Source organism: Pseudomonas sp. Pseusp16 (genome assembly GCF_047324915.1).
In the GTDB taxonomy this organism is placed as follows: domain Bacteria; phylum Pseudomonadota; class Gammaproteobacteria; order Pseudomonadales; family Pseudomonadaceae; genus Aquipseudomonas; species Aquipseudomonas fluorescens_CD.
In genome coordinates this window covers 5393169-5407045 of record NZ_CP168522.1, presented here as the reverse complement: position 1 = coordinate 5407045, position 13877 = coordinate 5393169, and the positions used below count along the sequence as shown (strand labels likewise).

The 13877-nt window shown below is 59.4% G+C and carries 14 protein-coding genes; 3 read left to right on the top strand and 11 right to left on the bottom strand.

The genetic code is table 11. The features are described from left to right. Positions 1 to 83: 83 nt before the first annotated feature. The 4 genes from ACEN8Q_RS24490 to ACEN8Q_RS24475 form a co-directional block, all read right to left on the bottom strand. On the bottom strand, positions 84 to 1193 hold the full coding sequence (locus ACEN8Q_RS24490) for a polyamine ABC transporter substrate-binding protein (protein WP_413421901.1): 1110 nt from the start codon (positions 1191 to 1193) through the stop codon (positions 84 to 86). A gap of 171 nt (positions 1194 to 1364) precedes the next feature. Next, positions 1365 to 2729 carry an aspartate aminotransferase family protein gene (locus tag ACEN8Q_RS24485; RefSeq protein WP_413703835.1) on the bottom strand — a complete coding sequence of 455 codons (1365 nt, stop codon included), beginning with the start codon at positions 2727 to 2729 and terminating at the stop codon, positions 1365 to 1367. Between the two features lie 59 nt (positions 2730 to 2788). Continuing rightward, positions 2789 to 4147, bottom strand: a complete 1359-nt coding sequence (locus ACEN8Q_RS24480) for a glutamine synthetase family protein (protein WP_413421905.1) — start codon at positions 4145 to 4147, stop codon at positions 2789 to 2791. A gap of 38 nt (positions 4148 to 4185) precedes the next feature. Then, positions 4186 to 4545 (bottom strand): gamma-glutamyl-gamma-aminobutyrate hydrolase family protein, encoded by a 360-nt coding sequence (locus ACEN8Q_RS24475; RefSeq protein ID WP_413421907.1) that lies wholly within the window; start codon positions 4543 to 4545, stop codon positions 4186 to 4188. A gap of 278 nt (positions 4546 to 4823) precedes the next feature. Between ACEN8Q_RS24475 and ACEN8Q_RS24470 the strand changes: the two genes are divergently transcribed. The 3 genes from ACEN8Q_RS24470 (at position 4824) to ACEN8Q_RS24460 (ending at position 7886) form a co-directional block, all read left to right on the top strand. Further along, positions 4824 to 6200, top strand: a complete 1377-nt coding sequence (locus ACEN8Q_RS24470; protein WP_008015393.1) for a glutamine synthetase family protein — start codon at positions 4824 to 4826, stop codon at positions 6198 to 6200. A gap of 203 nt (positions 6201 to 6403) precedes the next feature. After that, positions 6404 to 7156 carry a carbonic anhydrase gene (locus ACEN8Q_RS24465; protein ID WP_413703834.1) on the top strand — a complete coding sequence of 251 codons (753 nt, stop codon included), beginning with the start codon at positions 6404 to 6406 and terminating at the stop codon, positions 7154 to 7156. Between the two features lie 91 nt (positions 7157 to 7247). Then, entirely contained in the window at positions 7248 to 7886 is a 639-nt protein-coding gene (locus tag ACEN8Q_RS24460) for a TetR/AcrR family transcriptional regulator (RefSeq protein WP_413421911.1), read from the top strand. Positions 7887 to 8076: 190 nt separating this feature from the next. Here the strand turns inward: ACEN8Q_RS24460 and ACEN8Q_RS24455 are convergent, their stop codons facing one another. The 7 genes from ACEN8Q_RS24455 to ACEN8Q_RS24425 all read right to left on the bottom strand — a co-directional run bounded on the left by ACEN8Q_RS24455 (position 8077) and on the right by ACEN8Q_RS24425 (position 13716). Continuing rightward, positions 8077 to 8292, bottom strand: a complete 216-nt coding sequence (locus ACEN8Q_RS24455; RefSeq protein ID WP_007967989.1) for a TOBE domain-containing protein — start codon at positions 8290 to 8292, stop codon at positions 8077 to 8079. 33 nt (positions 8293 to 8325) lie between these two features. After that, a complete protein-coding gene (ssuB, locus tag ACEN8Q_RS24450) occupies positions 8326 to 9132 on the bottom strand; it encodes an aliphatic sulfonates ABC transporter ATP-binding protein (protein WP_413421913.1) in 807 nt (268 codons plus the stop codon). Continuing rightward, positions 9129 to 9911 (bottom strand): aliphatic sulfonate ABC transporter permease SsuC, encoded by a 783-nt coding sequence (gene ssuC / locus ACEN8Q_RS24445; protein WP_413421915.1) that lies wholly within the window; start codon positions 9909 to 9911, stop codon positions 9129 to 9131. The genes ssuB and ssuC overlap by 4 nt, the downstream gene beginning before the upstream one ends. A 9-nt stretch (positions 9912 to 9920) precedes the next feature. Continuing rightward, positions 9921 to 11069 carry an FMNH2-dependent alkanesulfonate monooxygenase gene (ssuD, locus tag ACEN8Q_RS24440; RefSeq protein WP_111282858.1) on the bottom strand — a complete coding sequence of 383 codons (1149 nt, stop codon included), beginning with the start codon at positions 11067 to 11069 and terminating at the stop codon, positions 9921 to 9923. A 25-nt stretch (positions 11070 to 11094) separates the two neighbouring features. After that, complete coding sequence (locus ACEN8Q_RS24435) at positions 11095 to 12060, bottom strand: sulfonate ABC transporter substrate-binding protein (RefSeq protein ID WP_322617405.1); 966 nt, start codon at positions 12058 to 12060, stop codon at positions 11095 to 11097. Positions 12061 to 12149: 89 nt separating this feature from the next. Continuing rightward, positions 12150 to 12743 carry an NADPH-dependent FMN reductase gene (ssuE, locus tag ACEN8Q_RS24430; protein WP_413703833.1) on the bottom strand — a complete coding sequence of 198 codons (594 nt, stop codon included), beginning with the start codon at positions 12741 to 12743 and terminating at the stop codon, positions 12150 to 12152. A 334-nt stretch (positions 12744 to 13077) separates the two neighbouring features. Then, a complete protein-coding gene (locus tag ACEN8Q_RS24425; RefSeq protein ID WP_413703832.1) occupies positions 13078 to 13716 on the bottom strand; it encodes a peroxiredoxin in 639 nt (212 codons plus the stop codon). Between the last annotated feature and the right edge of the window lie 161 nt (positions 13717 to 13877).

Sequence of the window (13877 nt, the reverse complement as noted above, 5' to 3'; positions counted from 1 at the left end):
GTCAACGATAACGCTGGGTGCCTGACACCCAGCGGTGCTCTCAGGTTCATCGCGAGCAGGCTCGCTCCTACAGGGTGTATTTCTTACTTACCTGATTTGATCTTGGTCCAGCTGCGGGTCATTTCACGCTGGGTCGCCGCTGGCAGGTCGGCGATGGCATACAACTTGGCCTGCACATCGGCTGGCGGGTAGATGCCTGGATCGCTGGTGATGTCTTTTTCCACCAGAGCCGTTGCAGCGGCGTTACCGTTCGGGAAGCGTACGGCGTTGGTGATACCGGCCATGACTTCAGGCTTCTGCAGGAAGGTCATGAACTTGTAGGCACCCTCGACGTTCTCGGCATCCTTGGGAATCGCGACCATGTCGAAGAAGCTGCCAGCGCCTTCTTTCGGAATGGCGTAGCTGACCTTGACCTTGTCACCCGCCTCTGCGGCACGGGACTTGGCCTGCTGAACGTCACCCGAGTAGCCAACCGCTACGCAGATGTTGCCGTTGGCCAGGTCCGAGATGTACTTGGAGGAGTGGAAGTAGGTGATCGAAGGACGAATCTTGAGGAACAGGTCCTCGGCTTTCTTGATGTCTTCTTTCTTCTGGCTGTCGGTTGGCAGGCCCAGGTAGTGCAGCGCGACCGGGAGCATTTCGGTCGGCGAATCGAGGAAACTCACACCGCAACCCTTGAGCTTGGCGATGTTTTCCGGCTTGAGCAGCACGTCCCACGAGTCGATGGTGTCGACGCCCAGCGCAGCCTTGACCTTCTCCGGGTTGTAACCGATGCCGATCGAGCCCCACATGTACGGGAAGGCGTGCTTGTTGCCAGGGTCACTGACCGAAACGGCCTTGAGCAGATCCTGGTTCAGGTTCTTCCAGTTAGGCAACTTGGACTGGTCCAGCTCCTGATATACGCCGGCCTTGATCTGTTTGGCCAGGAAGTTGTTCGACGGCACGACCACGTCGTAGCCGGACTTGCCCGCCAGCAGTTTGGCTTCCAGGGTCTCGTTGCTGTCGAATACGTCGTAAACGACCTTGATCCCCGACTCTTTTTCGAAGTTCGCGATGGTGTCCGGAGCGATGTAGTCGGACCAGTTGTAGACGTGCAACACCTTGTCGTCCGCCTGAACCGCACCCGCCATCATGCCCGCGACGGACAGGGCGAGAAGTGTCTTGCCAGCAAGCTTTTTACCTAATGCCTTCATGCGTCATGCTCCAAATTTTTCTTTTTTGAACCACTTTGTTCAGCGGCCGAACCCGGGCAACTGGAACTGCGGCTAGTCTGGCAAGATCCGAGGCGGTCTTTCAAGAAAAGACCGGCCTTTGTGACAGCTTTGAGCGAGAGCGCCGCAGCTCCCTCGCTCTGAGCCTAGCACTTAGCCCTGCAATGCACTCAGGGTCAGGTCAAGGCACTTGCGAGCCTTGGTCACCAGCTCATCGATTTCCGCCGGCGTGATCACCAGGGGCGGAGCGATGATCATGGTGTCGCCGACTGCGCGCATGATCAGGCCATTGTCGAAGCAGAACTGACGGCAGATCATGCCGACGCCCTTGCCCTCATAACGCTTGCGAGTGGCTTTGTCCCGGACCAGTTCGATGGCCCCCAACAGCCCGACCCCACGAACTTCACCTACCAGCGGGTGATCGTTCAGTTCCCGCAGACGCTTTTGCAAATACGGTGCCGTTTCGGACTTCACGCGCTCGACAATTTTTTCGTCGCGCAGGATCCGGATGTTTTCCAGCCCCACAGCCGCCGCTACCGGGTGCCCGGAGTAGGTGAAACCGTGGTTGAAGTCGCCGCCCTCATTGAGCACGTCCACCACTTCGTCGCGCACAATCAGGCCACCCATCGGGATGTAGCCCGAGGTCAGGCCCTTGGCGATGGTCATCATGTCCGGCTTGAGGCCGTAGAAATCGGTACCGAACCACTCGCCGGTTCGGCCGAAACCGCAAATCACTTCGTCAGCCACGAACAGGATGTCGTACTTGGCGAGGATTTCCTTGATGCGCGGCCAGTAAGTCTCTGGCGGAATGATCACGCCGCCGGCGCCCTGGATCGGCTCGGCAATAAAGGCACCGACGTTGTCGACGCCGACTTCCAGAATCTTTTCTTCCAGCTGGTTGGCGGCCCACACACCGAATTCTTCCGGGGTCATGTCGCCGCCTTCGCCGAACCAGTACGGCTGGGCAATGTGGACGATGCCCGGGATCGGCAAGTCGCCCTGTTCGTGCATGTACGTCATGCCACCCAGGCTCGCGCCAGCCACGGTGGAGCCGTGATAGCCGTTCTTGCGGCTGATGATGACTTTCTTGTTCGGCTGGCCCTTGATCGCCCAGTAGTGACGAACCATACGCAGCATGGTGTCGTTGCCTTCAGAGCCGGAACCGGTGAAGAACACATGGTTCATGCCTTGCGGCGCGATGTCGGCGATGGCCCTGGCCAGTTCCAGTACCGGTGGGTGTGCCGTCTGGAAGAACAGGTTGTAGTAAGGCAGCTCGCGCATCTGTTTGCTGGCGGCATCGGCCAGTTCATCGCGACCATAGCCAATCGCGACACACCACAGGCCGGCCATACCGTCGAGGATCTTGTTGCCTTCGCTGTCCCAGAGGTAAACGCCCTTGGCGTTGGTGATGATCCGCGGGCCTTTCTCTTTCAGCTGCTTGAAGTCGCTGAACGGAGCCAGGTGGTGATCACTGCTCAAGGTTTGCCATTCACGGGTTTGCGGATTGTTGCTGGTCATACGAATCTCCTAAAAAAATCAGGTGAAAGCGCCACTCGACAACGGCAGCGCCCGGCGTATCAGACGGCAAAGAGCAGGAATTCCCTTTCCCACGAACTGATGACGCGCTTGAAGTTTTCATGCTCGGCCCGCTTGACCGCGACGTAGCCAGTGATGAAATTTTTGCCCAGGTACTTCTCGATTGTTGAACTGTGTTCCATGCGTTCCAGCGCATCTTCGATGGTCAGCGGCAGGCGCAGGTTGCGACGTTCATAGCCGCGCCCCACCACCGGCGCACTCGGGTTCAGGCCTTCGACCATGCCGATGTAACCGCAGAGCAGGCTCGCGGCAATCGCCAGGTACGGGTTGGCATCGGCGCCCGGCAGGCGGTTTTCCACCCGACGATTTTGCGGTCCCGCATCCGGTACCCGCAGGCCCACCGTGCGGTTTTCTTCGCCCCACTCCACGTTCACCGGCGCCGAAGTGTCCGGCAGGAAGCGGCGGAACGAGTTCACGTTCGGGGCGAACAGCGGCAACAGCTCGGGAATGAGTTTCTGCAAGCCACCGATGTGGTGCAGGAACAACTGGCTCATGGTCCCGTCGTCGTTGGAGAAGATGTTCTTGCCGGTCTCGATGTCGATGATGCTCTGGTGCAAGTGCATGGCACTGCCTGGCTCGCCGGTCATCGGCTTGGCCATGAAAGTTGCGGCGACGTTGTGCTTGAGCGCGGCTTCGCGCATGGTGCGCTTGAACACCAGGATCTGGTCTGCCAGGGACAGGGCATCGCCATGACGGAAGTTGATTTCCATCTGCGCCGTGCCGTCCTCGTGGATCAGCGTGTCGAGGTCAAGGTCCTGCAGTTCACACCAGTCGTAGACGTCTTCGAACAGCGGATCGAACTCGTTCGCCGCTTCAATGGAGAACGACTGACGACCGGTTTCCGGGCGACCTGAGCGGCCGACCGGCGGCTGCAACGGGTAGTCCGGGTCGTCACTGCGCTTGGTCAGGTAGAACTCCATTTCCGGCGCCACGATCGGCTGCCAGCCTTTGTCGGCATAGAGTTTCAGGACTTTCTTGAGTACGTTGCGCGGCGACAGCTCGATCGGGTTACCTTGCTTGTCGTAGGTATCGTGGATGACGATGGCGGTCGGCTCGATGGCCCACGGCACCACGTATACGGCGTCGGCGTCCGGCTTGCAGACCATGTCGATGTCGGCCGGGTCGAGCAGTTCGTAATAGATGTCGTCTTCGACGTAATCGCCGGTTACGGTCTGCAGCAGCACGCTTTCTGGCAGGCGCATGCCTTTTTCGGCGATGAATTTGTTGGTCGGCGAAATCTTGCCCCGGGTAATCCCGGTCAAGTCGGCGATCATGCATTCGACTTCTGTGATCTTGTGGTTTTTCAACCAATCGGTGAGCTGGTCGAGGTTGTTACTCATAAATGCCTCTAGGCTTGAGTTGTCTGACCCTTTTAAGGTCAGGCGTTGTTTGACGCGTCGGCGTCGCGTTGTAGAGCGTTCCTGCGGCAGATTATCGTGTTTGCCAACACTGCCGCAGAGGCCGGGCGTGCAGAATCGCGAGCGGTGCCCTGAACAATGGTCAGGCCGCTATTGTGAATCGGTTCTATATTGAATGGAGTAACCGTAATGGGGGTGCCACCGCGACCGTCCAGAATAACGGACGGGGACAGGTGCTCTGTCAAGGATGGGAGAATCACCGGCAGGCCTGAAACGATCGAGGCCATTGCGCGGACGTACGTGTCACCACTTTTGTGGCAAGCATGCCGACCGAGCTGTCTTGAGCAGTCGGTGACGCCGATTATCGGCAGGCGAGACATGAAGCACCCCGGTATTATTGCTGTTATGGGTTTGATTCGAGCTTAGCCTTGTTCATTTTTTTACACAACACCCCCGTAAAAAATACAACACGGCCCGCTCAAGCTCGCGGCCGCCGCCACGTCCAGCGGAGTAAAAACGCCCTAAAGTGCCTCAAAAAAGCCACACGAGCGCTTTTTTAGGGCAAAAAAGGCCTCGCTTGACTTCGGCAGGCCGTTCGGGTTGACTGGAATCTGAAAAGATCAATGATTGATATTTTTAACAACAAAGGTGTTGCATCATGTCGGTACCCCCGCGTGCCGTTCAGCTTAACGAAGCGAACGCGTTCCTTAAGGAACATCCTGAGGTTCTGTACGTTGACCTTCTGATTGCGGATATGAATGGTGTGGTGCGCGGCAAGCGCATCGAACGCACCAGCCTCCACAAGGTTTACGAGAAAGGCATCAACCTGCCGGCCTCTCTATTTGCTCTGGATATCAACGGCTCGACGGTGGAAAGCACCGGCCTGGGCCTGGACATCGGTGATGCTGACCGAATCTGCTATCCAATCCCCGATACCCTGTGCAACGAGCCATGGCAGAAGCGCCCGACCGCGCAACTGTTGATGACCATGCACGAACTCGAAGGCGAGCCATTCTTTGCCGACCCGCGCGAAGTGCTGGCCAATGTGGTGCGCAAGTTCGACGAAATGGGCCTGACCATCTGCGCCGCGTTCGAACTGGAGTTCTACCTGATCGACCAGGAGAACGTGAACGGTCGTCCACAACCACCTCGCTCGCCGGTTTCCGGCAAACGTCCGCACTCGACCCAGGTCTACCTGATCGACGACCTCGACGAATACGTCGACTGCCTCCAAGACATTCTGGAAGGTGCCAAAGAGCAAGGCATTCCGGCCGACGCCATCGTCAAGGAAAGTGCCCCGGCGCAGTTCGAAGTGAACCTGCACCACGTGGCTGACCCAATCAAGGCCTGCGACTACGCAGTCCTGCTCAAGCGTCTGATCAAAAACATCGCCTACGACCATGAGATGGACACCACCTTCATGGCCAAGCCGTATCCAGGCCAGGCGGGTAATGGTCTGCACGTCCATATCTCGATTCTTGATAAAGATGGCAAGAACATTTTTGCCAGCGAGGATCCCGAGCAGAACGCCGCACTGCGTCACGCGATCGGCGGTGTGCTCGAGACCCTGCCGGCGCAGATGGCTTTCCTCTGCCCGAACGTCAACTCGTACCGTCGTTTCGGTGCGCAGTTCTATGTGCCGAACTCGCCAAGCTGGGGCCTGGACAACCGTACCGTGGCCCTGCGCGTTCCAACCGGCTCCGCCGACGCCGTGCGTCTGGAACACCGTGTGGCCGGCGCCGACGCCAACCCGTACCTGCTGATGGCTTCGGTCCTGGCAGGCGTGCACCACGGTCTGGTCAACAAAATCGAACCTGGTGCTCCGGTCGAAGGCAACAGCTACGAGCAGAACGAGCAGAGCCTGCCGAACAACCTGCGCGATGCCCTGCGCGAGCTGGACGACAGCGAAGTCATGGCCAAGTACATCGATCCGAAATACATCGATATCTTCGTGGCTTGTAAAGAGAGCGAGCTGGAGGAGTTCGAACACTCCATCTCCGACCTCGAGTACAACTGGTACCTGCATACCGTTTAAGCGGTTGCAGTAAAAAAACGCCGTCGGCTTCACAGCCGGCGGCGTTTTTTTTGCTCGCCATTTATTATGGAATGCTTGTCAGCAGAACCAAGGAAAATTCCTACGGATTCGCCAGACACTGACTACATCTGCACCCTGACCACAACCTCACACTTCGGACGCCGGGATTCTTCCCGTTTTCCTACCCGCGCATGAGAACAACTATGAAAAAACAGCTATTGGGCGCAACCATCACTCTGATCGTCGCCGGTTTGTGCTCCACCGCCTGGGCAACAGCCGGTGACACGGCCGCATGGAGCTATTCCTCCCCCACCGGACCGCAAAACTGGGGTGAACTGAAGAGCGAGTACAGTCTCTGCTCGTCGGGCAAGACACAGTCGCCTATCGATATTCGTGACGCGATCAAGACTGAAGCCAAGATGCTGAACATTGCTTATCAGCCAAGCAAAGCCACTGTGTCGAACAACGGCCACACCATTCAGGTAACGCCGGTCGACGCCGGAGGCATCACTCTGGAATCCAGTCACTACTCATTCGTGCAAATGCATTTTCATACGCCAAGCGAAGAAATGATCCAGGGGCGCACCTATCCTCTGGACGCGCATCTGGTCCACCGCAACGCTGCAGGCGAACTGGCCGTGGTGGCCTTGCTGTTTGAAGAGGGTGCATACAACCCGGCCCTGGAGCCAATCCTGGCAGCTATGCCAAAGCACACGGGCGGTAGTGCGCATCTGGACACGGTAAATGTTGCACAACTACTACCTGCGAACCTCAACGCCTATTTCTATATGGGCTCCCTGACAACACCCCCTTGTACCGAAGGCGTGCGCTGGAATGTGCTGGCCACTGCGGTGCAACTGTCGCGAGCGCAACTGGAGGCGTTCCAGGCGCTGTATCCAATGAATGCACGCCCGGTTCAACCCTTGAACGACCGGAGTGTGCACATCGGCGGCTAAGCGCCCTTGATCGCCGGACCGGGCAGCGGAGCCCATACAGACAAGGTGCCACCTGCCTCGTACAATGCCCGCTGCCCCGCAGGAGACTCCAATGACACGCGTAGCCACCCCACGCAAACCCCGCGCACGCAGCCAGGCCCGGATCGATTCGATACTCGATGCGGCCCGCACGCTGTTGGCCGCCGAGGGCGTGGCCAGTCTGTCGATCTACAGCGTCGCCGAGCGCGCGGAGATACCGCCCTCCTCGGTCTACCACTTCTTCGCCAGCGTGCCGGCCTTGCTTGAAGCCTTGACCGCCGATGTCCACGCCGCCTTCCGTGCCTGCCTGCAAGCCCCCATCGATCACCCGGCCTTGAACGGCTGGCGCGATCTGTCGCGACTGGTGGAACAACGCATGCTCGACATCTACGCAGAGGACGCCGCCGCCCGCCAACTCATTCTGGCCCAACACGGCCTGACCGAAGTCACCCAGGCCGACCGCCAGCACGACATCGAACTGGGCGACCTGATGCACAAGCTGTTCGACCATCACTTCGAACTGCCGACATTGCCGAGCGATGTCGATGTGTTCGCCCTGGCCATGGAGCTGGGCGACCGGGTGTATGCGCGTTCGGTGCAGCAGCACGGGCAGATCACACCGCGCATGGCCGAGGAAGGGATGCGGGTGTTTGATGCGTATCTTGGGTTGTATTTGCCGCCTTACCTGCCAAAGCGTGCTGTTGCTGCCTGATTTTCTATTGGCTGGACTGGCCTTTTCGCGAGCAAGCCCGCTCCCACAGGGAAACGCATTCCAGATGTGGGAGCGGCGGTGCGACGACTCGACTTGCTCGCGAAGGCCACACCGCCTATCTCACTGAATCACACGCACAAAAAACCCCGAAGGGCTCAAACCCTTCGGGGTTGTTGTTTGCGCGCACGGCTTACAACTTGGCGATCGACACCTCGGTGGATTTCACGAACGCGATCACTTCACTGCCGACCGCCAGTTCCAGCTCCTTCACCGAACGAGTAGTGATCACCGAAGTGACGATGCCGGACGCGGTCTGCACGTCGATTTCCGACAGCACGTCGCCGAGGACGATTTCCTTGATGGAGCCTTTGAACTGGTTACGAACGTTGATGGCTTTGATAGTCATGATGTTGATTCCTGTCGTGGGATAAGACTTGAGTTATTGAGCCCAGCGCAATTGCGTAGGCAAGGGTGAAACAGGTTCCGGTTCCGGCGGCTGGCCGGGCAGCGCCAGCACGCGATTGAGCACTTCGGTTTCCAGCGCCGCCAGCCGATGGGAGCCGCGGACCCGGGGGCGCGGCAGTTCGACGTGCAGGTCGAGACCGACTTCGCCCTCTTCGATCAGGATCACCCGATCGGCAATCGCCACCGCTTCGCTGACGTCGTGGGTGACCAGCAACACGGTGAAGCCATGCTGTTGCCAGAGCCGCTCGATCAGTTGCTGCATTTCAATTCGGGTCAGGGCATCCAGCGCGCCCAAGGGTTCGTCGAGCAACAGCAGGCGCGGCTGATGAATCAATGCACGGGCCAACGCCACGCGTTGTTTCTGTCCACCGGATAGAGCTGCCGGCCACTCGTGGGCGCGATCGGCCAGACCGACCGCTTCCAAAGCTTCAAGCGCTTGCGGCCGCCAGTTGCCCTTGAGACCAAGACCGACGTTGTCGATGATCTTTTTCCAGGGCAGCAATCGCGCTTCCTGGAACATCAGCCGCGTGTCCTCCCGCGCCTCACTCAGTGGCGCGGCACCGGCCAGCAATTCACCGCCCGTGGGCTGGTCGAGACCGGCGAGCAAGCGCAGCAAGGTACTTTTACCGCAACCACTGCGGCCCACCACGGCGACAAACTGGCCGGCCGGAATGTGCAGGTCGATCTCACGCAGCACCTGCCGCGCGCCAAAGGTTTTTTGCAGCTTGCGCACCGCCAGCGGAATCCCGCGCAGCAGGCGTGGAGGTTGTTCCGCGATCATGCCGCACCTCCCTTGGCAACCTGATACGCCGGGTGCCAGCGCAGCCACACACGTTCAAGTCCACGGGCCGCGAGGTCGGCCAGTTTGCCGAGCACCGCGTACATCAGGATCGCCAGCACCACCACGTCAGTCTGCAAAAACTCCCGGGCATTCATCGCCAGATAGCCGATGCCGGAACTCGCGGAAATGGTTTCGGCGACGATCAACGTCAACCACATAAACCCCAGGGCGAAACGCACGCCGACCAGAATCGAAGGCAGCGCCCCTGGCAGAATCACCTGCCAGAACAGGCTGAAACCGCTCAGGCCATAGCTACGCGACATCTCCACCAGCGCCGGGTCGACGTTGCGAATGCCGTGATAGGTGTTGAGGTAAATCGGGAACAACGTGCCCAGCGCCACCAGGAAAATCTTTGCCGACTCGTCGATGCCGAACCAGAGAATCACCAGCGGAATCAGCGCCAGGTGCGGCACGTTGCGGATCATCTGTACCGAACTGTCGAGCAGGCGCTCGCCCCACTTCGACAGGCCGGTGATAAAACCCAGGGTCAGACCGATGCTGCCACCAATGGTGAAACCCAGCGCCGCACGCCAGCCACTGATGGCCAGGTGCGTCCAGATTTCGCCGCTGCGCACCAGGCTCACGCCGGCTTCGATCACGGCGATCGGTGCCGGCAGGATCCGTGTCGACAACCAGCCCGCCGACACACTCAACTGCCACACCGCCAGCAGCAACACCGGCAACGCCCAGGGCGCCAGACTGTGGATGATTTTCTTCATGACCGCGCCTCAGCTCTGCGACGCAGCTTTGGGCAGAATGTCGTTGGCGACCATCTCGCCGAACGGGCTGACGTAGCCGGCACTTTTCGGCAGTTCAGGACGTTCGACATCGAGGTGCGGGAACAACAACTCCGCCACCCGATACGACTCTTCCAGGTGTGGGTATCCGGAAAAAATAAAGGTGTCGATGCCCAGGTCCGCGTACTCCTTCACGCGGGCGGCCACGGTCGGGCCATCGCCCACCAGCGCCGTACCGGCACCGCCGCGCACCAGACCAACACCGGCCCACAGGTTGGGGCTGACTTCCAGGTTGTCGCGGTTGCCGCCATGCAATGCGGCCATGCGTTGCTGACCGACCGAATCGAAACGCGCCAGCGAAGCCTGGGCACGAGCGATGGTGTCGTCGTCCAGATGCGAGATCAGTCGATCCGCCGCTTGCCAGGCTTCGGCATTGGTTTCGCGCACGATCACATGCAAACGGATGCCGAAGCGCACGGTGCGGCCAAGCTTGGCGGCTTTAGCGCGGACCTGCTCGATCTTCTCGGCCACGGCAGCCGGCGGCTCGCCCCAGGTCAGGACCATTTCCACCTGCTCTGCCGCCAGGTCTTGCGCGGCTTCCGACGAGCCACCGAAGTACAGCGGTGGACGCGGCTGCTGGATCGGCGGATAGAGCAACTTCGCTCCCTTCACGCTGATGTGCTGGCCGTCGTAATCGACGGTTTCGCCTTCCAGCACGCGGCGCCAGATACGGGTGAACTCCACAGAGGCCTGGTAGCGCTCTTCGTGGCTAAGGAACAGACCATCGCCCGCCAACTCCTCCGGATCACCGCCCGTTACCAGGTTGAACAACGCCCGCCCGCCAGACAGACGATCCAGGGTCGCAGCCTGACGCGCCGCCACTGTCGGGGAAATGATCCCGGGGCGCAGGGCGACAAGGAACTTCAGACGCTGGGTCACCGGAATCAGCGATGCCGCCACCAGCCACGAGTCTTCGCAAGAGCGGCCGGTGGGAATCAGCACCCCGCCGAAACCCAGGCGATCCGCCGCTTGCGCGACTTGTTGCAGGTAGCCGTGGTCAACGGCGCGGGCGCCTTCGGCGGTGCCAAGGTAATGGCCGTCGCCGTGGGTAGGCAGGAACCAGAAGATATTGAGGCTCATGGAGTGGTCTCCTTGGGGAATCGAATTATTGGGCTTTGGCCACGGCAGCCGGCGGCGTCCAGATCACGTCTTTGATGCTGAGCGGCTTAGGAATCAGCTTGAGCTGGTAAAAGCTGTCGGCGATTTTCTGCTGCGCGGCGACCACTTCCGGGGTGAGGAACAGCGCGCCGTAACCCTGGCGTTTCACCGAGGTCAGGGTGATGTCCGCCGGCAGGCCGAGCAGTGGCGATACCTGCTGGGTCACATCCTGGGGATTGGCCCTGGACCACTCGCCCACCGCCCGCACTTCTTCCACCAGGGTCTTGATCACCTCGGGATTTTTTTGCGCGTAAGGTTTGGTCGCCAGGTAGAACTGATGGTTGTCGACGATGCCCTGACCATCACGCAGAGTGCGCGCTTGCAGCTGTTGTTCGGCGGCAGCCTGGTACGGGTCCCAGATGACCCAGGCGTCGACGCTGCCACGTTCGAACGCGGCGCGGGCATCAGCCGGCGGCAGGAATACGGTCTGGACGTCGGTGTACTTGAGGCCGGCATCTTCCAGTGCACGCACCAGCAGGTAGTGCACGTTGGAGCCCTTGTTGAGCACGACTTTCTTGCCCTTGAGCTCTGCCACCGACTTGATTGCCGAGTCCTTCGGCACCAGGATCGCCTCACTGTGCGGCGCTGGCGGTTCGTAGGCGACGTAGAGCAAATCAGCACCGGCCGCCTGGGCGAACACGGGCGGAGTCTCGCCGGTGACGCCGAAGTCGATGGAGCCGACATTCAGGCCTTCAAGCAGTTGCGGGCCACCGGGGAATTCAGTCCATTGCACGTCCACGCCTTGGGCGGCTAGACGTTTTTCCAGGGTGCCCTTGGCTTTGAGCAGCACCAGAGTGCCGTATTTCTGGTAGCCGATTCGTAACGTCTCGGCCTGAGCTTGAGTAATGGCGCCGAAGGTGACAGCCGCAGCAAACAGAGCGACCAGACCACGACGCAAAATGACAGGGCGCATGGCGCTCTCCTTTTTGCAGTTGGGTTTTGGCTGCACCTGCTTGCCCGTTGGCGGGCGAGTAAGGCCAGTACTTCAATTTTCGGTGAGGCTTAAATGCTCCAGCGAGCACTCAACAAACGGTCATTCAACAGGTTCGGATCGAGCGGCTTGGGCCGTCGCGCCATGGCGCTGGAAAACTGCTCCAGCGCTTCATGTAAACGTTGTTCCAGCTCCGGCGCCAATTGCGCCTGGGTGCTGCCTTCGCCGTAGGCGATCTGGCTGTCGACGGCGAATATCCCCTGCAGCATTTCCTGGGCCTTCAATGCCGACAGCACCGGCTTGAGCGCGTAATCCACCACCAGCATGTGGGCGATGCTGCCGCCAGTGGCCATGGGCAAAACAACCTTGTGGCTCAGGGCGCGTTCGGGCAGCAGGTCCAGCACGACTTTCAGGGCTCCGGAAAACGATGCCTTGTAAACCGGCGTGGCGATCAGCAGGCCATCGGCGTTTTCAATCTGTTGCAGCAGGTCGATTACCTTCGGGCTGTCGAAGCGTGCGTGCAGCAAGTCCTCGGCCGGGAAGTCCCGCACCTGGTAACTCACCACTTCCACACCCTGCTCCTGTAACCATTTCCGGGAGCGATCCAGCAGCACCCCGGAACGAGAGCGCTGACTGGGACTGCCACCGAGTGAAACAACCAACATTCAGACGATTCCTTGTGCGGTGCTGGCGATTCGCGGTTTGCGATCTCGCTTCGATGGAGTGACCTTAACAGCTGATTAATATATCCATAAATCATATTTATTCATTTGGTTATGCCTTTAAGAGATATTAAATTTCACTTCTTCCGGGCAAAAAAACAGGCCGTCGAAACGGCCTGAAATCCCCTGCTTTGTGGATGCTGTTAACTGTGAAACCTGTGGAGTCTGATCTGCCGCCTTCGCGAGCAAGCCCGCTCCCACAAGGGCTTACGCGGTCAACTGTGGGAGCGGGCTTGCTCGCGAAGGCGGCATCAGCCTCACCGTAAATATTGATGACTCACCGATCAGGCTGCGGCGTCAGGCGCAAGTAAGGCTTAACGGCACGATACCCCTTGGGAAAGCGCTGTTTGATTTCACCCTCATCCTTGAGCGACGGCACGATCACCACCTCGTCACCGTCCTGCCAGTTGGCCGGTGTGGCCACCTTGAAGTTGTCGGTGAGTTGCAGCGAGTCGATCACCCGCAGGATTTCATTGAAGTTGCGGCCGGTGCTCGCCGGGTAGGTAATCGTCAGCCGGACCTTCTTGTTCGGATCGATCACGAACAGAGAACGTACGGTCAGGGTGTCGTTGGCATTGGGATGGATCAGATCGTAGAGGTCCGAGACCTTGCGGTCGGCGTCATCGAGGATCGGAAAGCTGACCACGGTGCCCTGGGTTTCGTTGATGTCCTCGATCCACTTGTGGTGCGACTCGACGGGGTCCACGGACAGCGCGATAGCCTTGACGCCGCGCGCCGCGAATTCATCCTTGAGCCTGGCGGTGAAGCCCAGTTCAGTGGTGCACACTGGCGTGAAATCCGCCGGATGGGAAAACAGCACGCCCCAGCTATCGCCCAGCCACTGGTGGAAACGGATGATGCCGGCGCTGGAATTCTGTTCGAAATCGGGGGCGATATCGCCAAGTCTGAGACCCATGGTGCTGCTCCTTGTGAGTGCTTGATGGGTTCAACTGTGCCTGTGTTTTTTATCTATTAAAAAGAATAAATATCGATTTATTTAGATCATAAAGAAATATTAAAGATCTGTTCACTGGACGTACACGCACAACCCGCCGAACATCGGCCACAAGGTTCGAG

Bases quoted from the DNA above. Each gene is read 5' to 3' on its own strand.
- ACEN8Q_RS24465 (WP_413703834.1), top strand. From the start codon at position 6,404: ATGAAAAAACAGCTATTGGGCGCAACCATCACTCTGATCGTCGCCGGT.
- ACEN8Q_RS24455 (WP_007967989.1), bottom strand. From the start codon at position 8,292: ATGACTATCAAAGCCATCAACGTTCGTAACCAGTTCAAAGGCTCCATC.
- ACEN8Q_RS24480 (WP_413421905.1), bottom strand. From the start codon at position 4,147: ATGAGTAACAACCTCGACCAGCTCACCGATTGGTTGAAAAACCACAAG.
- ACEN8Q_RS24425 (WP_413703832.1), bottom strand. From the start codon at position 13,716: ATGGGTCTCAGACTTGGCGATATCGCCCCCGATTTCGAACAGAATTCC.
- ssuB (WP_413421913.1), bottom strand. From the start codon at position 9,132: ATGATCGCGGAACAACCTCCACGCCTGCTGCGCGGGATTCCGCTGGCG.
- ACEN8Q_RS24490 (WP_413421901.1), bottom strand. From the start codon at position 1,193: ATGAAGGCATTAGGTAAAAAGCTTGCTGGCAAGACACTTCTCGCCCTG.
- ssuD (WP_111282858.1), bottom strand. From the start codon at position 11,069: ATGAGCCTCAATATCTTCTGGTTCCTGCCTACCCACGGCGACGGCCAT.
- ACEN8Q_RS24460 (WP_413421911.1), top strand. From the start codon at position 7,248: ATGACACGCGTAGCCACCCCACGCAAACCCCGCGCACGCAGCCAGGCC.
- ssuE (WP_413703833.1), bottom strand. From the start codon at position 12,743: ATGTTGGTTGTTTCACTCGGTGGCAGTCCCAGTCAGCGCTCTCGTTCC.
- ACEN8Q_RS24485 (WP_413703835.1), bottom strand. From the start codon at position 2,729: ATGACCAGCAACAATCCGCAAACCCGTGAATGGCAAACCTTGAGCAGT.
- ACEN8Q_RS24470 (WP_008015393.1), top strand. From the start codon at position 4,824: ATGTCGGTACCCCCGCGTGCCGTTCAGCTTAACGAAGCGAACGCGTTC.
- ACEN8Q_RS24435 (WP_322617405.1), bottom strand. From the start codon at position 12,060: ATGCGCCCTGTCATTTTGCGTCGTGGTCTGGTCGCTCTGTTTGCTGCG.
- ACEN8Q_RS24475 (WP_413421907.1), bottom strand. From the start codon at position 4,545: ATGTCTCGCCTGCCGATAATCGGCGTCACCGACTGCTCAAGACAGCTC.
- ssuC (WP_413421915.1), bottom strand. From the start codon at position 9,911: ATGAAGAAAATCATCCACAGTCTGGCGCCCTGGGCGTTGCCGGTGTTG.